Genomic DNA, 20,761 nt, shown 5'->3' with positions numbered 1-20,761 from the left:
GCTTAAAAGTTCGGAAGGGACCATTCCTCCACTCCGAGTGGAGGAATGGTCCCTTCCGAACTTATTGGGGTCGGTGTCAGGCGGGGAGGATGGCGGCGACGTCGGCGGCGGCTTCGGGGCCGAAGGCGTCGGAGAGGCGGATCAGGGCGGCGGAGCGGTCGAAGGACCACTCCTGCGGGCCGTTGACCTCCAGCACGTGCACGGCGACCAGGGCGCCGAGCTGGGCGGCGCGCTCAAGGCCGAGGCCGCTGCACACGGCGGCCAGGAAGCCGGCGCGGAAGCCGTCGCCGACGCCGGTGGGGTCGACCTTGGCCAGCTCGGGCACGGCCGGCACCTGCAGCGAGCCGACCTCGCGGCCGACGATCTCCACGCCCTTCTCGCCGAGCGTGGTCACGCGCATCTCGACCTGCTCCAGGACGTCGGCCTCGGTCCAGCCGGTCTTCTGGAGCACCAGGCCCCACTCGTAGTCGTTGCTGAACAGGTACTTGGCCCCGGCGACGAAGCGGCGCACCTGGTCGCCGTCCATGCGGGCCAGCTGCTGCGACGGGTCGACGGCGAAGGGCAGGCCGCGCTGCCGGCACTCGTCGGCGTGCTGGATCATCGCGCCCGGGTCGGTGGGGCTGAGCAGCACCAGGTCGAGGCCGCCGGCCCGGTCGGCGATGGCCCCGATCTCGACCATGCCGGTCTCGGCCATCGCGCCCGTGTAGAACGAGGCGATCTGGTTCATGTCGTCGTCGGTGGTGCACATGAACCGGGCGGTGTGCTTGAGCTCGGACACGTAGACCGACCGGCAGTCGACGCCGTGCCGCTCCAGCCACGCGCGGTAGTCGTCGAAGTCCTTGCCGACGGCGCCGCCCAGGATCGGCCGCTGGCCGAGCACGCCCATGCCGAAGGCGATGTTCGCGCCCACCCCGCCCCGACGGACCACCAGGTCGTCGACGAGGAAGCTCAGCGACACGCGGTCAAGGCGTTCGGCGACCAACTGCTCGGTGAAACGGCCCGGAAAGTGCATGAGATGGTCGGCGGCGATACTGCCGATGACAGCGACGGGCACTGTGTCTCTCCCCGATCTTCACTGGTGGGCCACCCGGTCGGGTGGACCTGCTCCGAGTTCGAAAGACTACCGATTGGTAACGGATACCGGTGGTGCGTCCCTCGAACTACCGTCGAGACGTGACCGCTCCTGAGCCCGTTTCGCTGGACCAGCTGATCGACGACTGCGCCGACATCCCGGGCGCCCTGCGACAGCGCACCCGTCCGCTGCCCGCGCCCCGCCGTCCCGCGCTGTGGCGCGTGGACGAGGCCTGCGCGGCTCAGGTCAGCGGTCTCCACTAAAACCCCAACCCCCCCCCCCAAAAATACCAGACGGGCCGCCCCCGGCTGGGGACGGCCCTTCTCGTGTTCAGGCCTCGCTCAGTGGAACGAGTCGCCGCAGGCGCACGAGCCGCCCGCGTTCGGGTTGTCGATGGTGAAACCCTGCTTCTCGATGGTGTCCACGAAGTCGATCGTGGCGCCCTGGAGGTACGGCGCGCTCATCCGGTCCACGGCCACCTTGAGGCCGTTGAAGTCGCGGAGCAGGTCGCCGTCGAGGCTGCGCTCGTCGAAGAACAGCTGGTAGCGCAGACCCGCACAGCCACCGGGCTGGACGGCGATGCGCAGGTGCATGTCATCGCGCCCCTCCTGGTCGAGCAGCGCCTTGGCCTTGCTGGCGGCCGTGTCGGTGAGCTCGACGCCGTGCGTCGTCAGCTCCTCGGCCTGCACACCCTGCGAGGCGGTGTCCTGGACGGTCATGGCTCTCCCTCGACGTCCTGCGTAGATCGGTCCCTGGAACGTCCAACGCAAGACGGGTCGGCGTTCATTCCAGCCCCCATGGTAGGACAGTTCAACGCCCATTTGCCCGAGACCACTCACCTGCCACCTCCGCCGCGAGGGCGGCCAGCGTGCCGGCCGGGTCGGCCATCGCGGCGGCCACGGAGCCGGCGTGGTCGGCCACCGCGTACGACTGCTCGATCCCCACGGCGCCGGCTTCCCGCCGGCCCACGCTGACCTGACCGGCCAGCACCAGGCACGGAACGCCCCGCTCGGCCGCGCCCGCGGCCACGGCGGTGATCAGCTTCCCGCGCAGCGACTGCCAGTCGAAGCTGCCCTCGCCGGTGATGGCCAGACGGGCCTGGTCCAGCGCCTCGTCCAGCTTGGTCAGGGTCCTGACCAGCGCCGATCCGGACGTGAACTCGGCGCCCAGGGCCAGCAGGCCCGCGCCGAGCCCGCCGGCGGCGCCGGCTCCGGGCCGGTCGCGAACGTCCTGGCCGGCGCCCTTGAGCACGTCCGCCCACCGCGCCAGGCCGGCCTCCAGGCGTTCGACGGCGTGCTCGTCGGCGCCCTTCTGCGGGCCGAAAGTGTGGGCGGCGCCGTGGCGTCCGAGCAGGGGGTTTTCCACGTCCGAGGCGGCGACGAGGGCGATGCCGGCGTCGGGCAGGAGGACGTCGGCGGCCCGCTTCAGGTCCGTCCCGCCGGGCCCGATCGGACTGCCTGTGTCATCGGTCACGTGGCCGCCGAGGGCCCGGATCATGCCCGCGCCGCCGTCCGTGGTGCCGGAACCGCCGAGCCCGACGACCGCGGTGGTCATGCCGGCCGCGCGGGCGGCGGCGATGAGCTCCCCGACGCCGTAGGTGGTGGACGTCTCCGGGTCACGGCGGTCGGTCAGGTGTAGTCCGCACGCCTGCGCCGACTCGATGTAGGCGGTGCCGTCGTGGGCGAGCCAGCGGGCGGTCACGGTCTGGCCGAGGGGGCCCGTCACGCGGGCCTCGTGGATGTCGCCGCCGAGGGCGCCGTGCAGCACCTCGACGAAGCCCGGGCCGCCGTCGGCCAGCGGGCGCAGCAACAGTTCGTCGGCCGGCGCGGTGCGGCGCCAGCCGGTCGCGATGGCCTCGGCCGCCTCACGGGCCGTCAGCGTGCCGCCAAAGCAGTCTGGTGCGACGAGTACGCGCATGGCGCTGAAACTACCTCTGGCGTCCTGGCTTACCCTGGTGACGTGAGGTTCTTGCGCCGCAACTCAGCAGACGACGCCACTCCCGCCGACAACGGGGCGGTGGACGTCGATGCCGGCGCGCACGCCAATGCCGGCAAGGGCCGCCCGACGCCGAAGCGCCGCGAGGCCGAGGGCCGCCGCCGCGGCCCGGTGCCGCCGCCGCCCCGCACCCAGCGCGAGGCCATGAGGCGCAACCGCGAGCTGCGTCCGAAGATGACGCGCGAGGAGCGCAGCAGCGAGCAGCGTGAGCGCCGCGAGAAGATGATGTCCGGCGACGAGCGCTACCTCATGCCCAAGGACCGTGGCCCGGTCAAGGCCTACGTGCGGGACATCATCGACTCCCGGCGCAACCTCATGGGCCTGTTCATGCCGATGGCGATCCTGGTGCTCGCCTCGTACTTCGTGTCGACGGCGCTGCCCACGCTGCCCGTGCAGGAGTACGTGATGCTGGCCTGCCTGGTGTTCCTGCTGGCCATGGTGGTCGAGGCGATCATGTTGGGCCGGCTGGCCACGCGGCTGGCCAGGACCAAGTTCCCCAAGGAGAGCGTCGGCACCGCCGGGCTGATCTGGTACACGTTCACCCGGGCCAGCCAGGTCCGCAGGCTGCGGGTGCCGCGGCCCCGGGTCCGCCCCGGCCAGGCCGTCGAGGCGTGACGTTCGTCAGGTAATTAGCTGTTCTAACTAACCGGGTCTAGGCTTTTTCCCATGGAGTTTCGTCGCCTGGGCCGAAGCGGCCTCTCGGTAAGTGAGATCTCGTACGGCAACTGGATCACCCACGGCTCCCAGATCGAGCAGGATCAGGCCGTCAAGTGCGTGCACGCCGCCCTGGACGCCGGCATCACGACCTTCGACACCGCCGACGTGTACGCCAACACCAAGGCCGAGTCGGTGCTCGGCGCGGCGCTGAAGGGCCAGCGCCGCGAGAGCCTGGAGATCCTGACCAAGGTCTTCTGGCCGACCGGCCCCGGCGGCCCCAACGACCGCGGCCTGGGCCGCAAGCACCTCATGGAGTCGATCAACGGCTCGCTGGCCCGGCTGGGCACCGACTACGTCGACGTCTACCAGGCGCACCGGTTCGACCGGACGGTGCCGCTGGAGGAGACCTTCCTGGCCTTCTCCGACATCGTGCGGCAGGGCAAGGCCCTCTACATCGGCGTGTCGGAGTGGACCGCCGACCAGATCACCCGCGGCGCGGCCGTCGCCCGTGAGTTCAACGTGCCGTTCATCTCCAACCAGCCGCAGTACAACATGCTGCACCGCGTCATCGAGTCGCAGGTCGTGCCGGCCAGCGAGCGCGAGGGCATCTCCCAGATCGTGTTCTCCCCGATCGCACAGGGCGTGCTCACCGGCAAGTACCGGCCGGGCCAGCCGGTGCCGGAGGGCTCGCGGGCCACCGACGCCAGCGGCAAGAACTTCATCTCCCGGCTGCTGCTGGACGAGATCCTGGAGAAGGTCCAGGCCCTCCGGCCCATCGCCGCCGAGGTCGACCTGTCGCTGGCCCAGCTGGCCGTGGCCTGGGTGCTCCAGAACCCCAACGTCGCCTCCGCCATCATCGGCGCCAGCCGCCCCGAGCAGGTGGCCGAGAACGTCAAGGCGGCCGGCGTGAAGCTGGACGCGGCGATCATGGAGCAGATCGACAAGGTCCTGGAGGGCAACGTCCGCACCGACCCGATGCTGACCCAGAGCCCCTGATTTGCCGCTACGTGAGTGGCTCATTTCGCGTCCAGGCGCACCTGAGCCACTCACGTAGCTAAGAGTCTTAGGGCTTGAGGCTCATGGGGCCGTAGACGGGGTGGTCGCCGTCGAGCAGGGTGACCTGGGTGATGTCGATCTCCGCGAGGTCGGTCCAGGTGGCGCTGAGCCAGTCCTCGGCGGCGGCCTGGTCGTCGAAGGTGACGTCCGGGCCGGTCACGTCCACGCCGTCGTCGTCCTGGTAGTGCCATCGCAGCGCCATGGGCAGAAGGTAACGTCCCGGCCGTGACGTCACGGACACTGGTGCTCGGGGGTGCCCGCTCCGGCAAGTCGGCCCATGCCGAAGGACTCGTGACCGGGGCCGTGACCTATGTGGCGACCGGGCGGCGGGATCCGTCGGACGCCGAGTGGCAGGCCCGGATCGCGGCGCACGTGGCCCGCAGGCCGGCGGAGTGGGCGACCGTCGAGTCCACGGACCTGCCGGCGGTGCTGGATTCCGTGCCGGGCACGGTCTTGGTCGACGACCTGGCCACCTGGCTGACCGGTGTGCTGGACGACACCGGCGCATGGGAGGGCCCGGTCGACGAGGCCCGGGTCCGCTGTGACGAACTGGTCGACGCGGTGGCGCGGCGGGTGGATCCGCTGGTGCTGGTGTCGGCCGAGGTCGGGCTGGGCGTCGTGCCCGCGACCCGCTCTGGCAGGCTGTTCCGGGACGAGCTGGGCTCGCTGAACGCGAGGCTGGCGCAGGCGTGCGACGAGGTGCTGCTGCTCGTGGCCGGCCTGCCTCTCCGGTTGAGGTGAAAGGACCTTGTGGTGACGAGCATCGAGTTCCCCGCCGTCGATCCGCCGGACCCGGTCGCGCGGCGGGAGGCGGCGGCCCGGCACGAGCGGCTGACCAAGCCCGCCGGCTCCCTGGGCCGGCTGGAGGAACTCGGTGTGTGGATCGCGTCGTGCCAGGGCAAGTGCCCGCCGCGGCCGTTCACGCGAGCCCGGGTCGTCGTGTTCGCCGGCGACCACGGCGTCGCCCGCGGCGGCGTGTCGGCGTACCCGCCCGAGGTGACCGGGCAGATGGTCGCCAACTTCATGACCGGCGGCGCCGCGATCAACGTGCTGTCCGGGGTGGCCGGCGCGACCGTGCGGGTCGTGGACATGGCGGTCGACGCCGACACGCCCGAGCAGGTCAGCCGGCACAAGGTGCGGCGCTCGTCCGGGTCCATCGACCGTGAGGACGCGCTCACCGAGGACGAGGCCCGCCAGGCCGTCGCCGCCGGCATGGCCATCGCCGACGAGGAGATCGACGGCGGGGCCGACCTGCTGATCGCCGGCGACATGGGCATCGGCAACACCACGCCCGCCGCCGTCATCGTGGCCGCGCTGACCGGCGAGGAGCCGGTGGCGGTCGTCGGGCGGGGCACCGGCATCGACGACAGCGCGTGGATGCGCAAGACCGCGGCCATCCGCGACGCCCTGCGCCGGGCCCGCAAGGTCACCGGCGATCCGCTGGCCCTGCTGCGCACCGTCGGCGGCGCCGACCTCGCCGCCATGGCCGGTTTCCTGGCGCAGGCCGCCGTCCGGCGCACCCCGGTGGTGCTCGACGGCCTGGTCGTCGGCGCGGCCGCCATGGTCGCCGAGGACCTCGCCCCCGGGGCCCGGCACTGGTGGGTCGCCGGGCACCGCTCGGTCGAGCCCGCTCACAGCTTCGTGTTGGGGCACTTGGGTTTGACGCCGGTGTTGGATCTGAGCATGCGCCTGGGAGAGGGCTCCGGCGCCGCCGCCGCGCTGCCGCTGATCACCATGGCCGCCCGCATCCTCACCGACATGGCCACCTTCGGCGACGCCGGCGTTTCCGAGCGGTCCGAGGACACCGCGAGCACACCGTCGTAACAGTGTCCGGGCTGCGGCTCGCCGTGTCGTGGTTGACGGTGTTTCCCGTTCCGGGGCCGTCTTCCGTCGACCGGCGAGTCGCCGGCCGTGCCATCTCGCTGACGCCGGTGGTCGGCGTCCTGTTGGGTGCCCTCGCCGCCGCTTTGGCTTGGGGCGTGGTCACTTTGGGCGCTCCCCCGCTGCTGGCCGGCCTGCTCACGGTGGGGCTGCTGGCGCTGCTGACCCGGGGCATGCACCTCGACGGCCTGGCCGACACCGCCGACGGCCTCGGCTGCTACGGCCCGCCCGCCCGCGCCCTGGAGATCATGAAGTCCGGCGGCGCCGGGCCGTTCGCGGTCGTCGTTCTTGTTGTCGGACTTGGGATCCAGGCCGTGTGCCTCGGCGTCGAGCCCTGGCCGGCCGTGGTGTTGGCCGTCGTGTTCGGCCGTGTCGCCTTCGCGTGGTGCTGCCTTCGTTCCGTGCCCGCGGCCCGTCCCGAGGGCCTCGGCGCGCTCGTTGCCGGCACCCAGCCGCTCCTCGTCCCCCTGCTGTGGACGGTGGCCGCGGTGGCCGCCGGTTTCCTTGCCGTGCCGGGCAAACCGTGGCTGGGCCCGATCGGGGTCGTTGTTGCCACGGGCCTCGTGCTGCTCCTGCTTCGCCACGTGGGCAAGCGCTTCGGCGGCATCACCGGCGACGTCCTCGGCGCCGCCTGCGAACTCGCCACCACGGTGGTGCTGGTGGTGTGCGCGTTCTAACGCGCGGAGACGGCGAGCGACGTGATGGTGTAGCTGAGCCGTTTCCGGCCCCCCGGCAGCTGGGCGATGAAGGCGGACGCCGCAGCGGTCGGAGCCGGATGTGTTCTCCGACAAAGGACGTCGGTCACGCCTGCCATCCGATGAGACGGTCGAGGTCCACGTAGAAGCGGCCGGAGGGAACAGCGCGGCCCAGCAGGACACGGCGGGCGGTGTCGGTGACCATCGCGCCGCCGAGCATGGTGCCCGAGGCCAGCTGCGGCCAGCTGCTCAGCGTGCGGCCGATCTGGTCGATCGCGCCGGACAGGGCCGGGCTGATCCTGGTGTCGTCGACCATGCGCAGCATCAGGGCGACCATCGCCGCCCGGTCGAGCCCGACGACGTCGTCCGCGGTGGTGTCGCCGATGCGGCCGTGCAGCAGCGGGCGGTCCGGGTCGAGGTCGAACCGCTCGACGTCGAGCAGGCCACGGTCGTTGGTGTCCATCAGGACCGGAATCCCGAGCCGGCGCGCGTGCTCACGGGCGGCGATCTTCACCCAGGGCGTGTCGCACTCCTCGACCAGCAGGTCCAGCCCGTCGACAAAACCGTCGATCGTGTCGGCGGTCAGGCCTTCGCGCCAGATCTCGATGTCCAGGTAGGGATCGATCTCGTACATCTGCCGCGCGCACAGCACGGTCTTCTCCACGCCGAGCTCGTGCACGCCGGCGCGCAGCCGGTTGAGGTCGGACAGCCCGAGCCGGTCGAAGTCGGCCAGCCGGAACGAGCCGCCGACGCCTTCCATCGCGCAGGTCAGCGCGGCGCTGTTGCCGACCGACAGGCCGATCACGCCGATCCGGCGGTCCAGCAGCACGGCCTGGTCGGCGCGGGTGATCTTGTCACGGTTGCGGTCGGTGCGCACCAGCCGGAACTGCTCGCGGGGCAGCACGTGCACCAGCCGGCCCGACCACGGGTACCAGGCCCAGTTTCCGTGCTGTGCCGGCGTTTTCCCTTCGAGCACCTCGGCCTTGGCCGCCGCCCACTGGGCGTCGGTGCGGACCCGGCCCGGCTGGCCGGCGGAGATGAGCTCCGTCAGCTGGTCGTCGATCCGGTCGTGCACCGCCCGCACCCGGCCGGACTCCAGCAGCGCGGCGAGCGCGTCCGCATCGGCGTTCTCGGCGATGCAAAACAGGACGGGCTGCCAGGTCTCGGCGTCGAAGCGCTCCGAAAGAACCATTTCCACAGGGAGAACAGACGTCACGGCGCACAGTGAAACATCCGCCGCCGGTAACGCGAAATCACCGTCCCAAAAGGACGTTGCGATCGGATCCACAGTGGACTGTCTACCTGTGGATCTTCGTGTCGACGGTCGAAGATGATCACCCGTTGGGGCGATGCCTTCGAACCGGTCCGGCAGAATTGCTTGCTGCGTCAAGGAAGTGCGCACGGTCGAGACATCTGTTCGGCCGGTGATCCCACCTTTTACGGCACGACCGGCAGGGCCTTCAGGGCGTGGGACCGGAAGGAGGCCCGCCACGGCAGCTCCTCGGCCCGCACGGCCAGGCGGAGACCCGGGAAGCGGGTGAACAGGGTCTCCAGGGCGATGCGGATCTCCAGGCGGGCCAGGGGGGCACCGAGGCAGTAGTGGACGCCGTGGCCGAACGTGAAGTGCTGGCGATCGGGGCGGGCCGGGTCGAACTGGTCGGGCGCCGGGAAGCGGGAGGGGTCCCGGTTGGCGGCGGCCATGCCCAGCAGGACGGTGTCGCCGGCGGGGATGGTGACGTCGCCGACGGGGATGTCCTCCAGCGCGAAGCGGCGGATGGCGAAGTGCGCCGGGACGGCCAGGCGCAGCAGCTCCTCGACGACGTGCGCCGGATCCTCTCGGGCGGCGGGCTGTTCGAGCAGCAGCAGGACGCCGGCGGCGATGACGTGGCCGACGTTCTCGACGCCGGCCAGCAGGAGCAGGAAGGCCAGGGAGACCAGCTCATTCTCGCTCATCCGGTCCTGCTCGTCGCGGGCCTGGATGATGGCCGAGAGCAGGTCGTCGCCGGGCTCGGAGCGGCGGGAGTCGACCAGGTCGAGCAGGAACTTCTGCATGGACGCGATGCCGTTGGCGGCGTCGCGGGGGTGGGCCGGGGCGAACATCGCGGACGTCCAGCCGGCGAAGGCGGCCCGGTCCGCGTCGGGAACGCCCAGGAGGTCGCTGATCACGGCGAGGGGAAGTGGGGCGGTGTAGTTCGCGACGAGGTCGACGACCGGACCGCCAGAATCGGCAGCGAGGTCAGCGGCGGTCGAACCCGGGGCCACCTGATCCCCTGTCAACGCCTCGGCCAGGGTCGAAGCCACCGCCCCGATGCCGGTGGCCATGTCCTCCACCCTCCTCGCGGTGAAGGCCTTGGACACGATGCGGCGCAGGCGCTGGTGGTCGGCGCCGTCCATGTTCATCATGTTGGCGTCGAGCTCGGGCGGCAGCGAGAAACCGGTGTAGCCGGTGCGGGAGTTGGCCTTGTCCAAGGAAAGACGGGCGTCGCCGAAGAGGGCGGCGACGTCGGAGGCACGAGGGATGACCCAGGCCGGCGAGCCGTCGGGGGTGATGAAGTGGTGCGCACGGGCGGAGTCGCGCAGCCGGGAGTGGAAGGCGTAGGGGGCGGCGAAGAAGGCGGCGTCGAACGGCATCGACGGCTGGTCACTCACGCGATTTCCCTTTCCGCGGAACGGTTCCGTTCGTCCCGAGCCACGGCGTCGACTATAGGTGAGCTGCGGAAGGCCCGGGCCACGGCCCGCTGGTGGGCGAGCTCGCCGGCCAGGTCGGTGGGCTCGGCGACGGTGGCGGCGAAGAAATCCCGTTGGGGGACACCGGCTTCGGCGGCCTCGACGGCCACCCGGAGCTGGGCGGCCTCGATGACGGCGGCGGCCTCGCCCTCGACGATGCCGGCCTCGCCGCACCGGGCGGCGGCCTCCGAGGCGACAAGGGAACTCATCCACGGCTGCAAGGCCCGCTGACCGTCACGGATCTCGATGAGCATCCGGTACAACCGGGTGTCCACGGGCGTGCCGGCCTCCAACGGCAGCCGGACCTCGGGCACGACGGCGACGATCCGGGCGTGCAGGGGCGCCAACTGCCGCAGGGCGAACACCCGGCCGACCCACGCCCAGAAGTCCGTGAGGTGGTGCCCCCACGAAGGAATCGTCCACGCGATGGGTCGCAGGATCGCGCTCGTCACGGCGGCGATCTGCACGACGGGTTCCCAGGCGACGCCGGAAGCGCCGAAGGCGGCGACCACGATGTCGCCGAGACGCCCGCCGGCGTAGACGAAGTCGGCCCCGCACCCGACTGCGGTGAGCAGCAGGCCGCGGCGCAGCCAGGTGGCGCTGACCTTCCGGGCGCACTGGAGGCAGATCCGCAGCGTGCTGCCCTGCGCCACACAGAACGACACGACGTAGACGGTGAGGTAGTAGGGGAACTGCCCGGCCTTGGCCAGCGCGAAGTCGTTGGGGTTCTCGCCGCGAGCCATGCTGGCGAAGAACAGCGCCGACATCGCCACCAGCACCAGGGCGAACAGCGAGAGCCGCACCCGGACCTTGCGCCACGCCGTCCCGGAGTCGTGCACCCACAACAGGACCAGCACCTGCTGCAACGCGGCCAGCACGATGACCAGGCCCTGCGTGATCAGGCCGGAGATGTTGGTGATGCCGATGGCGGCGCTCACGCGGGGCCACACCGTCGGCGACGAGATGGTGAACAGGAGCGTGGTGCCGGCGAAAACCAGCCACAGCACGACATGCGTCGGCGTCCGGCGGGTCCACAAGGTAGGCAGTTTGATCAACGTGACGATGCCGACGATGATCGCGCACGCCGGATACAGGTAGGCGTTCATCTCGTCCCAGGGTGGTCGGCGCGCCCCAGTGCGCGCACGAGGCGTTCGACCAGCTCCCGGTCCTCCGGCACCACGTCCCACGCGCGGTCCGTGCTCCACGGGCTGATCCGCTGGCCCATCATCGAGGCGAGCAGTTCCGCCTCCTGTTCGGCGACGCTGTTGGTGTGCTCGCGGCCGAGCACCCGCTTGACCAGCCCCGGATCCAGCGACGGCATCATCATGGCGATGGCGTCCTCGGCCAGCACGGTCTCGGTCTCGTGCTGGAAGAGCAGGTGCGCGACCTCGTGCAGCACGATCTGCCGCTGGTAGAGCGGCACGGCCCGACGCTCGAAGACGATGAAGTCCTCGTCGCCGGTGGTGATGAGGAAGCCCTCGGGCGCGGCCACGGGCAGGTCGAACGGCACCATCCGAACCGGCCGCCCGCGTCGAGCGCCGACCTCGTCGATGACGGCCTGGATCTCCGCCCCGGGTCGTAGATCGAGAGTGGCGAGCTCGGCCGTGCAGCGCTTACGCAGCGAACCGGACACCCGCCCGCGGCTCCACCGGGCCACCATCACGCCGGATCACCGCCCCGTGTCGGATGCATCGCCCTGCAGCTTGCCCTTGGCCTGCCGCGCGGCGCCGACGATGGCGTCGAGCAGGTTGTTCAGGGTGCTCGCGGCGTCGTCGGAGATGCCGGTGGAGTTGCGCAGCAGCACGGCCTCCACGCCGGCGACGCGAGCCTCCCGCAGCTGCACGGACAGCGCCAGCTCCCGGTTGACCTGGGCGAAGACGTCCGCGTCCAGCAGGTAGGCGACGCGGCGGATGCCCAGGCTGTGGGTGAGCTTGATCAGCGTATCGACCTGGACGTTGGCGCCCTCGGCCGATTCCAGCGCGGCGATGGTGCGCAGCGAGACGCCGGACCGCTCGGCCAGCTCGGCCCGGGTCATGGCGCCCTCGGGGTGGTGCTCCCTGATGTGACGCAGGCGCTCGCCCACGGCCGATCGGGTGACGTTCAAACGGTCACTCACACCCTCGGTCCCGGACCCGGCACCGTTGTTGTCGCTGGCCATTCGTCACCTCCGGTCACTTCGGCATCACCTCACCCGACGTGCAATATAATGCACCTTCAATGCAGAGTATTGCAATCCCCCGGCCGTCCTCTCTATCGTCGAGAACGGTGACCGCGCGTGTTCGGCCCGCGGTGGCCGGCGGCTGAGGGGACCGCCGGGCGTCCTGCGGGGGAGACGGCGGTCCACCAGCTTCGAGACAGAAAAGTGCCCGTGAGATCCGAGTGGATCTCACGGGCACCGAACCCGGAACCTCAGGCGAAGGTGTGCATCCAGCCGTGCGTGTCGTCCGCGCCCCGCTGGATGCCGGTCAGCGTCTCGCGCAGGCGCATGGTCACCTCGCCGGAGCCGCCGCCGTTGATCAGGAACTCGCCGTCGGCGTGCTTGACCCGGCCGACCGGCGTGATCACCGCGGCCGTGCCGCAGGCGAACACCTCGGTCAGCTCACCCGTGCCGACCTTCTTCTCCCACTCCTCGGTGGACACCCGCCGCTCCTCGACCGCGTAGCCGAGGTCGGAGGCGACCTGGAGGATGGAGTCGCGGGTGATGCCGGGCAGCAGCGAGCCGGACAGCTCCGGCGTGACCACCTTCGCGTCGGCTCCCGAGCCGAACACGAAGAACAGGTTCATGCCGCCCATCTCCTCGACCCAGTGCCGCTCCATGGCGTCCAGCCACACGACCTGGTCGCAGCCCTGCTCGGCCGCCTGGGCCTGGGCCTGCAGCGAGGCCGCGTAGTTGCCGGCGCACTTGGCCGCGCCGGTGCCGCCGGGGGCGGCCCGCACGAACTCCGTGCACAGCCACACGCTCACGGGGCGCAGGCCGCCGCTGAAGTAGGAGCCGGCCGGCGAGGCGATGAGCACGTACAGGTACTCCTTGGCGGGCCGCACACCGAGGCCCTTCTCCACGGAGATCATGAAGGGCCGCAGGTAGAGCGACTCCTCCGCCTGCTCCGGCACCCAGCGGCCGTCCACGGTCAGCAGCTCGCGGATGGACCCCAGGAACTCCTCGTCCGGGAGCTCGGGCATGGCCAGCCGGCGGGCCGACGAGCGGAACCGCTCGGCGTTGGCCTCAGGCCGGAAGGACTTCAGCGAGCCGTCGGGCTGACGGTAGGCCTTGAGCCCTTCGAAGATCGCCTGCCCGTAGTGCAGCACCATCGCCGCCGGATCGAGCTCCAGCGACTGGTAGGGCCGCACGACCGGGTCGTGCCAACCCTGCTCCGAGTTCCAGCTGATCGTCACCATGTGGTCGGTGAAGTGCTGTCCGAAGCCCGGCGAAGCCAGTACCTGCGCTACCCGCTCCGGGGTCGCCGGTGACGGGTGCGGGACATGGCTGAAGTGGGTGCCTGGCGTCATGTCATGAAGGTTAACGCCTACTCACCGGTCAGAAAATCGTAGTCCCAAAGATCGGACGTCCAACCATCGGTGCGACCCGCGCGCAAGGGTAGCCGCAGGCCAGTCCGGGTTCAGTAGTCGCCGGCCGGCAGCGTGGGCACGGGCCAGGCCGGGTCCGGGCGGAAATCCGTCCACGTGCCGTCGAACGGGAAGCGGCCGGCCTCGGCCAGCGCGATCATCCGCTCCCCCTCGGCCCGCAGCCGCGCCAGCTGCTCGACCGACAGCCGCCCGACCCGGACGCACTCCTGCGCCTCGTCCTCGTCCTTCCAGGACCAGCTCAGATCGGAGGCGACGGCCACGTCCAGCGCGCCGTCCACGCGGTCCACAGTGGACGCCGTGCGGCCCATCGGGATCTCCAGGTTCACGTACCAGCCCTGGAACTCCCAGTCACGGCTGAAGAACCACCACGTGCTCGACCACCGGTCCTCCTCGATCAGGCGCAGGTTGGCCGAGGTGTGCCACACGTGCGGGAAACGCTCCCGCTCGGCGGTGAACCGCTGCTCCATCGGCACGTCGCGGGGGTTGCGGCCGCCGACGACCCGGGTGCCGACGATGGGCGTGTCCGCGGGCAGCCAGCCGACCAGCGCCCGGCCGTCGTCGGACAGCACGCTGAGCGGGTGGACCTGTCCGAGAGTGCCGTCGAGACGGCGGAATCGCAGCAGCGCGGTGGTGCCCGGGGCCCAGGTCGCCGATACGTTCGTCACACCGTCCGACGGTACAGAGACATGCCGGCGGATCCGAGCAGTACGACCGCAATCGTTGCCGCCAGGAGGAAGGGCGGCATTGTCATGCCGTACAGAACGGACAGTCCCAGTCCGAAACAGGCCGTCCGCATCGGCCAGGTCCGGTCCTCCCGGAGCAGGATCCGGGCCGAGGCGTTGGTGAACGCGTAGTAGGCCAGCATCGCGCAGGCGGCGAAGCCGATCGCCGTGGACGGTTCCATCGCGACGGCCAGGACTGCCGCCACCGCGCCGCCGACCCAGCCCGCCACCCGATCGTGTTTGAAGACGGCGGGCAGGTTGTCGTTGTTGGCCACTGCCGTGACGGTCTGCCGGGCCCCGGACAGCACTCCCAGCAGCGCGGCGACCGTCGCGACGGCGGCCCCGGCGGCGACGAGCGGCACCAGCCACTGGCCGTCGGCGGAGGTCACGGCGTCCAGCAGCGGCGTCGGCGACAACGCCAGCCGGGACGGCCCGAGCTGCCGGAACGCGGCGGCGCCGACCGCGAGGTAGACGCCGAGCACGAGCACCAGGGTCACGGGGATCGCCAGGTGCAGCCGGCGGGCGGTGAAGCTCGGCTCGTCCAGGGCGGGCGCGGTGATGCGCTCGAAGCCGAGGAACGCGAAGACCAGGATGCCGGCCGAGGGCAGCAGCCCCAGCGGCTGGTCGGCGTCCGGGGCGTTGGTAATCGGGGGCGGCGGCACGGCGAAACAGGCCGCGACGACCAGGCCCAGCGTGACGGCCACAATGGCCACGACCGCCCAGTTCAACTTGCGGTTGAGCCGAAAACCGACCACGTCCAGTGCCGTGGCCACGGCCAACACGCCCAGCGCGCCGAACAGCGGGCGCGACGGCGTGACATACGCCCCAAAAGTGCCGGCGATGGCCGCCGCGGCGGCCAGTCGGCCGGCGATCGACGCGCTGCCGGCCATGCGACCGGGCCAGGCGCCGAGCAGGTGTGTGGTGTAGCGGTAGCCGGCGCCGTCACCCGGGAAAGCCCGCGCCTGATCGGCCGTGGAGAACGCGCTGCACGCCGCGAGCAGAGCCGCCAGCACGATCCCGACCAGCGCATACGTGCCGGCGATGGCCGAAGCGGGCCCGAAAGCCGCGAAAACACCCGCGCCGAGCATCCCGCCGACACCGAGCGCGATCGTGTCGGACACCGGAAGCTGCCGGCGCAGCGTGCGCGTCACGCTGCCCACCTTCCCAGACGCGCCGCGTGATCGGCAGCCACCTGACGAATGACGCTCACGGCGAGGTAGTTAGCGACGCTCACGAAGGAGTGGTTAGCATCGGTTTTCACAGCATCACCGCAGCAGGAGTCGAGGAGCCAAAAGTGACCGCGCCGAAGCTAGCACTGACCGACAGCGACCTGGTCGCACTGGCCGTGGACGTTGTTGTCGTCGGCACCGTCCAGGGGCCCGACGGCCTGGAGCTGGCGCCCGGCGCGGACGCCGTCGCCGCCGCCTTCGACGGCGGCCTGCCCGAGCTGCTCGGCGTGCTCGGCGCGACCGGCAAGGCCGAAGAGGTCGTGAAGGTCCCGACCGGCGGCAAGTTGGCCGCCCCGCTGCTCATCGCCGTCGGCCTCGGCAAGCCCGACTACGGCACCGAGCAGGTCCGCCGCGCCGCCGGCGCCTCGGCCCGCGCCCTGAGCAAGTCGAAGAAGGCGGCCAGCGCGCTGTCCGCCCTGGACCTCGGCGCCGCCGTCGAGGGCACCCTGCTCGGGTCGTACACCTTCACCAAGTACAAGTCGGATTCCACCGAGGCCACCCTGGCCAAGGTCGAGTTCGTCAGCCCGGCCGAGGGCGTGGCCAAGGACCACAAGGCCGCCCTCAAGGCGCACACCGCCATCGCCGAGTGCGTGGCCATCACCCGCGACCTCGTCAACACGCCGCCCAACGACCTGTACCCGGGCAGCTTCGCCGAGCGGGCCGTCGAGCTGGCCCAGGCCAACGGCGTCGAGGTCGAGGTGCTCGACGAGAAGGCGCTGCGCAAGGGCGGCTACGGCGGCATCCTCGGCGTCGGCGTCGGCTCCAGCCGCCAGCCGCGGCTGGTTCGCCTGTCGTACAAGGGGCCCAAGGCACGCAAGAAGGTCGCCCTGGTCGGCAAGGGCATCACCTTCGACACCGGCGGCATCTCCATCAAGCCCGCCGCCGGCATGGACGAGATGACCTCCGACATGGGCGGCGCGGCCGCCGTCGTCGCCAGCGTCCTGCTGGCCGCCAAGCTCAAGTACCCGCTCGAGGTCGTCGCCACCGTGCCCATGGCCGAGAACATGCCGTCCGGCGACGCCTACCGTCCCGGCGACGTGCTCACCATGTACGGCGGCAAGACCGTCGAGGTCCTCAACACCGACGCCGAGGGCCGGCTCATCCTGGCCGACGCCATCGTCCGGGCGTGCGAGGACAACCCCGACTACCTGATCGACACCGCGACCCTGACCGGCGCGCAGCTGGTGGCGCTGGGCAAGCGCACCGCCGGCATCATGGGCACCGACGAGTTCCGGGACCGGGTGGCGTCGTTGGGCAACGCCGTCGGGGAGAGCAGCTGGGCCATGCCCATGCCCGAGGAGCTCCGTTCAGACCTCGACTCCCGGCTGGCCGACCTGGCCAACGTCACCGGGCACCGGTTCGGCGGGATGCTCGCGGCGGCGCTGTTCCTGCGGGAGTTCGTGCCGGCGGAGCTGCCGTGGGCGCATCTCGATGTGGCGGGGCCGGCGTACAACTCCGGCGGGCCGTTCGGGTACGTCACCAAGGGCGGCACCGGGGTTCCGGTGCGGACGATCGCTGCTGTGCTGGCGGACATCGCCGCCAACGGCTGAGGTTGTGGTTCGAACGCCCCGCCCGGTCTTGTCGGGCGGGGCGTTTGTCGTTGTGGGGCTTGGGGTTTGTCGTTGGGGGGGATTGTCGTTGGGGGGGATTGTCGTTGCGGGGCTTGGGGGTTGGTCGTTGTAGGGCTGGGGGTTCTGTCGTTGCGGGCTGGGGTTCTTGAGCTGTGGGGCTGGGGTTCTGTCGTTGTGCGGCTGGGGGTTTGGTCGTTGTGCGGCTGGGGTTCTTGGGTTGTCCACAGGGCTCTGGTTGTCCACATGTGGATCTTCGGGCGGCTTGGGAGGTGGGGGTGATCGGTAAAATCAGGCGTGGGCCAGCCCCCGGTGTGGGTGGGGTGCGTGGGTGGGGCTCTGGACTTCTTGTTGCTGGCGGCCGTGACGAGGTCGGCCGGCGGTCTTCCCGCCCTGCGGCACGCGTGGCGCTGGCGGCTCCGCCCACCGCGCCCCTTCGCCAAGGGCGGTAAGCAAGGCCTGTCCCCCCGGCGAACACGACACCGGTCCGGCCGACAGTGCGGGGCGGGCAGAACCCCGGGACCACTCCCGGCAAGGGGCGGGCGAAACCCCGGCAAAGCCCACGAGCAACCGAATCCCGTTCAAGCCTTGAAGGAATGCAGGGCGGCCACCGACAGGGTCTGCTCGGCGTCGTAGGCCTCGAAGGTGCTGACCGCCCGAAAACCCAACCGGCGGGCGAGGCTCAGGGAACGCACGTTGGCGGACTGGGTGATGAGCAGGACGGGCTCGTCGGGGAGCTCGGCGGCGGCGGAGCGAAGCAGGGCGGAGGTGGCCTCGAAGGCGAAGCCGGCACCCCAAGCGGAGCGGTGGAGCAGGTAGCCGATGCCCAGCTCCTCGCCGGCCGGGGTGATGTGGCCGGGCTCGGCGAGGGGCAGCCGGGTGAGCTGGACGGTGCCGAGGAAGGTGTCGGTGACCCGGTCGGCGATGGCGTAGACGCCGGGCACGGTGGCGTTGGACAGCCCGCCGATGTCGGCGAGGCGCTGTTCGACGGCCTGCCGAGGGGTGGGACCGCCGATGTGGGCGTTGACCTCGGGGTCGGTGCGGAGCTCGATGAACCGGTCCCGGTCGGCGTCGCGGAGCGCCCGCAGCACGATCCGGTCGGCGTCCAGGCGAACGGCGGACAGCGTCATGTCTCCCCCAAGGTCGATCTCTCCGGTTGACGTTCCCGAACGGGCCCGGTTGCGTGTATACAAGACGTATGCGGGAACACGGGTATGAGGTGGAAGTCAGCTGGAGCGGGGCGACGACGGGCTACCGGGACTACTCACGGGCCCACGAGGTGACAGCGGAGGGGAAACCGGGGATACCGGGGTCGTCGGACCCGGCCTTCCGAGGCGATCGGGACCGCTACAACCCGGAAGAGCTGCTGGTGGCCTCGCTGTCCCAGTGCCACATGCTGTGGTTCCTGCACCTGGCCACCGACGCCGGCATCGTCGTCACGGCCTATCGGGACCGCCCGAAGGGCACGATGGTCGAAGGATCGGACGGCGGCGGACGCTTCACCGAGGTGACGCTACGGCCGGAGGTGACCGTCCACAGTGGCCGGGACAAGCTGGCCGAGCTGCACGAGCGGGCCCATCACCTGTGCTTCATCGCCAACTCGGTCAACTTCCCGGTGACGATCGAACCGGCGACGGCTCAGTCGGTGGACTGACGACGGGACTGCGAGCGCTGGCGCGCGGTGTACTCGCGCATGCGCTTGGGGTAGCCGATCTTGCTCACCTCGTACACGGGGATGCCGAGCTTGCGGCCCAGCCGGAACGCGCCCTGCTCGCCGTCGATGCGACGACGGGTCCACTCGCCGTCGTGAGCGACCAACACCACAGTGGTCTCCGTCACCGTGGTCCGCGGCTCCACGAACGCCTCGACGCCCCGGTGCGCGGTCGCCCATGCCTCCAGGTGGGAGGTGTCGTGCGAGGTCGAACCGCGGGTCACGCCCGGACGCCTGGTCCTGCGAAAACGATCGAACAAGCCCACGGACGTCTCCTCCCGTATCGCACGTCTGACTCAATCGTGCCAGCACCGGCGGTCGAAGAGTGTGAAACCCCCTCGATCCCTCCCCCGGTCAGGGCAGCCGCGACCGCGAAGTGACAAGATGGCAACAGTTGACGCGCGCGTACACGCGCGAGCGACCCGCAGACCACGAATTGCCACTGTTGCCAGTCGAGGAGATCCCGTGACCGACACCTCCGCCGACCTTGTGATCCTGGGCGGCGGCTCGGGCGGCTACGCCTGCGCCTTCCGCGCGGCCGAGCTCGGCCTGTCCGTCGTCCTGGTCGAGAAGGACAAGCTGGGCGGCACCTGCCTGCACCGCGGCTGCATCCCGACCAAGGCCCTGCTGCACGCGGCGGAGGTCGCCGACGCGGCCCGCGAGGGTGACAAGTTCGGCGTCAAGAGCTCGCTCGAGGGCATCGACATGCCGGGCGTGAACTCCTACAAGGACGGTGTGATCTCCGGCCTCTACAAGGGCCTGCAGGGCCTGGTGAAGGCCAACAAGGTCACGCTCGTCGAGGGCGCCGGCACCTTCCAGGGCCCCAACACGGTCGTCGTCGACGGCAACCGCTACATCGGCAAGAACGTGGTGCTGGCCACCGGTTCCTACGCCCGCAGCCTGCCCGGCCTGGAGATCAGCGGCCGGGTCATCACCAGCGACCAGGCCCTGAACCTGGACTGGATCCCGGAGAAGGTCGTCGTGCTCGGCGGCGGCGTCATCGGCGTCGAGTTCGCCAGCGTGTGGAGCTCCTTCGGCGCCGACGTGACCATCGTCGAGGCGCTGCCGCGGCTGGTCCCGGCCGAGGACGAGTGGGCCTCCAAGCAGCTGGAGCGCGCCTTCCGCAAGCGCGGCATCAAGTTCAAGACGGGCGTGAAGTTCACCGGGGCCACCCAGAACGACGCCGGCGTCTCGGTCAGCCTCGAGAACGGCGACGTGCTGGAGGCCGACCTGCTGCTGGTGGCCGTCGGCCGCGGCCCCAACACCGCGGGCCACGGCTACGAGGAGTCCGGCGTCCGCATGGAGCGCGGCTTCGTCATCACCGACGAGCGCCTGCGCACCAACCTGCCCGGCGTCTACGCGGTCGGCGACATCGTGCCCGGCCTCCAGCTGGCCCACCGCGGCTTCCAGCAGGGCATCTTCGTCGCCGAGGACATCGCGGGCCAGAACCCGCGGGTCATCGACGAGGCCGGCATCCCGCGCGTGACGTACTGCAATCCCGAGGTCGCCTCGGTCGGCCTGACCGAGGCCGCGGCCAAGGAGAAGTACGGCTCCGCGACCACCTACCTGTACAGCCTCGCCGGCAACGGCAAGAGCCAGATCCTCAAGACCAGCGGCGGCGTGAAGCTGGTCAAGGCGCCCGACGGCCCGGTCGTCGGCGTCACCCTCGTCGGCGAGCGCGTCGGCGAGCTCATCGGCGAGGCCCAGCTGATCTACAACTGGGAGGCGTTCCCCGAGGACGTCGCCCCGCTGATCCACGCGCACCCGACCCAGACAGAAGCCCTCGGCGAGGCTTTCCTCGCCCTGGCCGGCAAGCCGCTGCACGTGCACGGCTGACCGTCCGAACAAAGTCAGCCACGCGCG

Annotated in this window: 23 protein-coding genes; 9 read left to right on the top strand and 14 right to left on the bottom strand. The window is 70.8% G+C overall.

The window, feature by feature from the left end; all coding sequences use genetic code 11:
• Positions 1-76 precede the first annotated feature (76 nt).
• Positions 77-1,012 (bottom strand): carbohydrate kinase family protein, encoded by a 936-nt coding sequence (locus AB0M73_RS35765; protein WP_363900492.1) that lies wholly within the window; start codon positions 1,010-1,012, stop codon positions 77-79.
• Positions 1,013-1,173: 161 nt separating this feature from the next.
• Between AB0M73_RS35765 and AB0M73_RS35760 the strand changes: the two genes are divergently transcribed.
• The gene (locus AB0M73_RS35760) at positions 1,174-1,335 is read left to right on the top strand and encodes a hypothetical protein (RefSeq protein WP_363900484.1); all 162 of its coding nucleotides are present in this window, start codon (positions 1,174-1,176) and stop codon (positions 1,333-1,335) included.
• A gap of 78 nt (positions 1,336-1,413) precedes the next feature.
• On the opposite strand, the gene AB0M73_RS35755 is transcribed toward AB0M73_RS35760, so the two are convergent.
• Together AB0M73_RS35755 and AB0M73_RS35750 are read right to left on the bottom strand one after the other, a co-directional pair.
• A complete protein-coding gene (locus AB0M73_RS35755) occupies positions 1,414-1,791 on the bottom strand; it encodes an iron-sulfur cluster assembly accessory protein (protein ID WP_043717602.1) in 378 nt (125 codons plus the stop codon).
• Positions 1,792-1,882: 91 nt separating this feature from the next.
• On the bottom strand, positions 1,883-2,989 hold the full coding sequence (locus tag AB0M73_RS35750; RefSeq protein WP_363900480.1) for a glycerate kinase: 1,107 nt from the start codon (positions 2,987-2,989) through the stop codon (positions 1,883-1,885).
• Positions 2,990-3,031: 42 nt separating this feature from the next.
• Here AB0M73_RS35750 and AB0M73_RS35745 point away from each other — a divergent pair, with 42 nt between their 5' ends.
• Positions 3,032-3,682 carry a DUF3043 domain-containing protein gene (locus AB0M73_RS35745; RefSeq protein WP_363900478.1) on the top strand — a complete coding sequence of 217 codons (651 nt, stop codon included), beginning with the start codon at positions 3,032-3,034 and terminating at the stop codon, positions 3,680-3,682.
• A 51-nt stretch (positions 3,683-3,733) separates the two neighbouring features.
• The gene (locus AB0M73_RS35740; protein WP_363900475.1) at positions 3,734-4,720 is read left to right on the top strand and encodes an aldo/keto reductase family protein; all 987 of its coding nucleotides are present in this window, start codon (positions 3,734-3,736) and stop codon (positions 4,718-4,720) included.
• A gap of 67 nt (positions 4,721-4,787) precedes the next feature.
• Here AB0M73_RS35740 and AB0M73_RS35735 read toward each other — a convergent pair whose 3' ends face one another.
• A complete protein-coding gene (locus AB0M73_RS35735) occupies positions 4,788-4,982 on the bottom strand; it encodes a hypothetical protein (RefSeq protein ID WP_363900472.1) in 195 nt (64 codons plus the stop codon).
• Between the two features lie 23 nt (positions 4,983-5,005).
• Between AB0M73_RS35735 and AB0M73_RS35730 the strand changes: the two genes are divergently transcribed.
• The 3 genes from AB0M73_RS35730 to AB0M73_RS35720 are packed head-to-tail and all read left to right on the top strand — an operon-like array spanning position 5,006 to position 7,338.
• On the top strand, positions 5,006-5,521 hold the full coding sequence (locus tag AB0M73_RS35730; RefSeq protein ID WP_363900469.1) for a bifunctional adenosylcobinamide kinase/adenosylcobinamide-phosphate guanylyltransferase: 516 nt from the start codon (positions 5,006-5,008) through the stop codon (positions 5,519-5,521).
• A gap of 12 nt (positions 5,522-5,533) precedes the next feature.
• Positions 5,534-6,604, top strand: coding sequence for a nicotinate-nucleotide--dimethylbenzimidazole phosphoribosyltransferase (cobT, locus tag AB0M73_RS35725; protein ID WP_363900466.1), 1,071 nt, complete (start codon positions 5,534-5,536; stop codon positions 6,602-6,604).
• A 2-nt stretch (positions 6,605-6,606) separates the two neighbouring features.
• The gene (locus AB0M73_RS35720) at positions 6,607-7,338 is read left to right on the top strand and encodes an adenosylcobinamide-GDP ribazoletransferase (protein WP_363900463.1); all 732 of its coding nucleotides are present in this window, start codon (positions 6,607-6,609) and stop codon (positions 7,336-7,338) included.
• Positions 7,339-7,462: 124 nt separating this feature from the next.
• On the opposite strand, the gene AB0M73_RS35715 is transcribed toward AB0M73_RS35720, so the two are convergent.
• The 8 genes from AB0M73_RS35715 to AB0M73_RS35680 form a co-directional block, all read right to left on the bottom strand.
• On the bottom strand, positions 7,463-8,548 hold the full coding sequence (locus AB0M73_RS35715) for a ThiF family adenylyltransferase (protein ID WP_363900460.1): 1,086 nt from the start codon (positions 8,546-8,548) through the stop codon (positions 7,463-7,465).
• Positions 8,549-8,793: 245 nt separating this feature from the next.
• Complete coding sequence (locus tag AB0M73_RS35710; RefSeq protein ID WP_363900458.1) at positions 8,794-10,005, bottom strand: cytochrome P450; 1,212 nt, start codon at positions 10,003-10,005, stop codon at positions 8,794-8,796.
• Complete coding sequence (locus AB0M73_RS35705; RefSeq protein ID WP_363900455.1) at positions 10,002-11,189, bottom strand: MAB_1171c family putative transporter; 1,188 nt, start codon at positions 11,187-11,189, stop codon at positions 10,002-10,004. The genes AB0M73_RS35710 and AB0M73_RS35705 overlap by 4 nt, the downstream gene beginning before the upstream one ends.
• Complete coding sequence (locus tag AB0M73_RS35700; RefSeq protein ID WP_363900452.1) at positions 11,186-11,746, bottom strand: hypothetical protein; 561 nt, start codon at positions 11,744-11,746, stop codon at positions 11,186-11,188. Before AB0M73_RS35700 ends, AB0M73_RS35705 begins: the two co-directional genes overlap by 4 nt.
• A gap of 6 nt (positions 11,747-11,752) precedes the next feature.
• Positions 11,753-12,199: a helix-turn-helix transcriptional regulator gene (locus AB0M73_RS35695; protein ID WP_198047181.1), complete on the bottom strand. Its 447-nt coding sequence runs from the start codon at positions 12,197-12,199 to the stop codon at positions 11,753-11,755.
• A gap of 293 nt (positions 12,200-12,492) precedes the next feature.
• The gene (locus tag AB0M73_RS35690; RefSeq protein ID WP_363900447.1) at positions 12,493-13,590 is read right to left on the bottom strand and encodes a branched-chain amino acid aminotransferase; all 1,098 of its coding nucleotides are present in this window, start codon (positions 13,588-13,590) and stop codon (positions 12,493-12,495) included.
• 110 nt (positions 13,591-13,700) lie between these two features.
• Entirely contained in the window at positions 13,701-14,333 is a 633-nt protein-coding gene (locus AB0M73_RS35685) for a DUF402 domain-containing protein (RefSeq protein ID WP_363900445.1), read from the bottom strand.
• Positions 14,330-15,541: an amino acid permease gene (locus tag AB0M73_RS35680; RefSeq protein WP_363900442.1), complete on the bottom strand. Its 1,212-nt coding sequence runs from the start codon at positions 15,539-15,541 to the stop codon at positions 14,330-14,332. The genes AB0M73_RS35685 and AB0M73_RS35680 overlap by 4 nt, the downstream gene beginning before the upstream one ends.
• 143 nt (positions 15,542-15,684) lie before the next feature.
• On the opposite strand from AB0M73_RS35680, the gene AB0M73_RS35675 reads away from it, so the two are divergent.
• Positions 15,685-17,169, top strand: a complete 1,485-nt coding sequence (locus AB0M73_RS35675) for a leucyl aminopeptidase (protein WP_363900439.1) — start codon at positions 15,685-15,687, stop codon at positions 17,167-17,169.
• A gap of 599 nt (positions 17,170-17,768) precedes the next feature.
• On the opposite strand, the gene AB0M73_RS35670 is transcribed toward AB0M73_RS35675, so the two are convergent.
• Positions 17,769-18,317 (bottom strand): GNAT family N-acetyltransferase, encoded by a 549-nt coding sequence (locus AB0M73_RS35670; RefSeq protein WP_363900436.1) that lies wholly within the window; start codon positions 18,315-18,317, stop codon positions 17,769-17,771.
• 68 nt (positions 18,318-18,385) lie between these two features.
• On the opposite strand from AB0M73_RS35670, the gene AB0M73_RS35665 reads away from it, so the two are divergent.
• Positions 18,386-18,841 carry an OsmC family protein gene (locus AB0M73_RS35665; protein WP_363900433.1) on the top strand — a complete coding sequence of 152 codons (456 nt, stop codon included), beginning with the start codon at positions 18,386-18,388 and terminating at the stop codon, positions 18,839-18,841.
• On the opposite strand, the gene AB0M73_RS35660 is transcribed toward AB0M73_RS35665, so the two are convergent.
• Complete coding sequence (locus AB0M73_RS35660) at positions 18,826-19,164, bottom strand: oxidoreductase (protein ID WP_363900430.1); 339 nt, start codon at positions 19,162-19,164, stop codon at positions 18,826-18,828. The genes AB0M73_RS35665 and AB0M73_RS35660 overlap by 16 nt on opposite strands.
• A 199-nt stretch (positions 19,165-19,363) precedes the next feature.
• On the opposite strand from AB0M73_RS35660, the gene lpdA reads away from it, so the two are divergent.
• Positions 19,364-20,734: a dihydrolipoyl dehydrogenase gene (lpdA, locus tag AB0M73_RS35655; protein WP_043717628.1), complete on the top strand. Its 1,371-nt coding sequence runs from the start codon at positions 19,364-19,366 to the stop codon at positions 20,732-20,734.
• The last annotated feature ends 27 nt before the right edge of the window (positions 20,735-20,761 follow it).

Source organism: Kutzneria sp. NPDC051319 (genome assembly GCF_040682195.1).
In the GTDB taxonomy this organism is placed as follows: Bacteria; Actinomycetota; Actinomycetes; order Mycobacteriales; family Pseudonocardiaceae; genus Kutzneria.
The sequence above is the reverse complement of the archived record's forward strand: the minus strand, read 5'-3'. Positions and strand labels throughout refer to the sequence as shown.

What these genes read in the sequence shown, in the direction of transcription:
- AB0M73_RS35765 (WP_363900492.1), bottom strand. Translation starts at nt 1,012, where the DNA reads ATGCACTTTCCGGGCCGTTTCACCGAGCAGTTGGTCGCCGAACGCCTT.
- AB0M73_RS35755 (WP_043717602.1), bottom strand. Translation starts at nt 1,791, where the DNA reads ATGACCGTCCAGGACACCGCCTCGCAGGGTGTGCAGGCCGAGGAGCTG.
- AB0M73_RS35750 (WP_363900480.1), bottom strand. Translation starts at nt 2,989, where the DNA reads ATGCGCGTACTCGTCGCACCAGACTGCTTTGGCGGCACGCTGACGGCC.
- AB0M73_RS35740 (WP_363900475.1), top strand. Translation starts at nt 3,734, where the DNA reads ATGGAGTTTCGTCGCCTGGGCCGAAGCGGCCTCTCGGTAAGTGAGATC.
- AB0M73_RS35735 (WP_363900472.1), bottom strand. Translation starts at nt 4,982, where the DNA reads ATGGCGCTGCGATGGCACTACCAGGACGACGACGGCGTGGACGTGACC.
- AB0M73_RS35715 (WP_363900460.1), bottom strand. Translation starts at nt 8,548, where the DNA reads ATGGTTCTTTCGGAGCGCTTCGACGCCGAGACCTGGCAGCCCGTCCTG.
- AB0M73_RS35705 (WP_363900455.1), bottom strand. Translation starts at nt 11,189, where the DNA reads ATGAACGCCTACCTGTATCCGGCGTGCGCGATCATCGTCGGCATCGTC.
- AB0M73_RS35690 (WP_363900447.1), bottom strand. Translation starts at nt 13,590, where the DNA reads ATGACGCCAGGCACCCACTTCAGCCATGTCCCGCACCCGTCACCGGCG.
- AB0M73_RS35670 (WP_363900436.1), bottom strand. Translation starts at nt 18,317, where the DNA reads ATGACGCTGTCCGCCGTTCGCCTGGACGCCGACCGGATCGTGCTGCGG.
- AB0M73_RS35665 (WP_363900433.1), top strand. Translation starts at nt 18,386, where the DNA reads ATGCGGGAACACGGGTATGAGGTGGAAGTCAGCTGGAGCGGGGCGACG.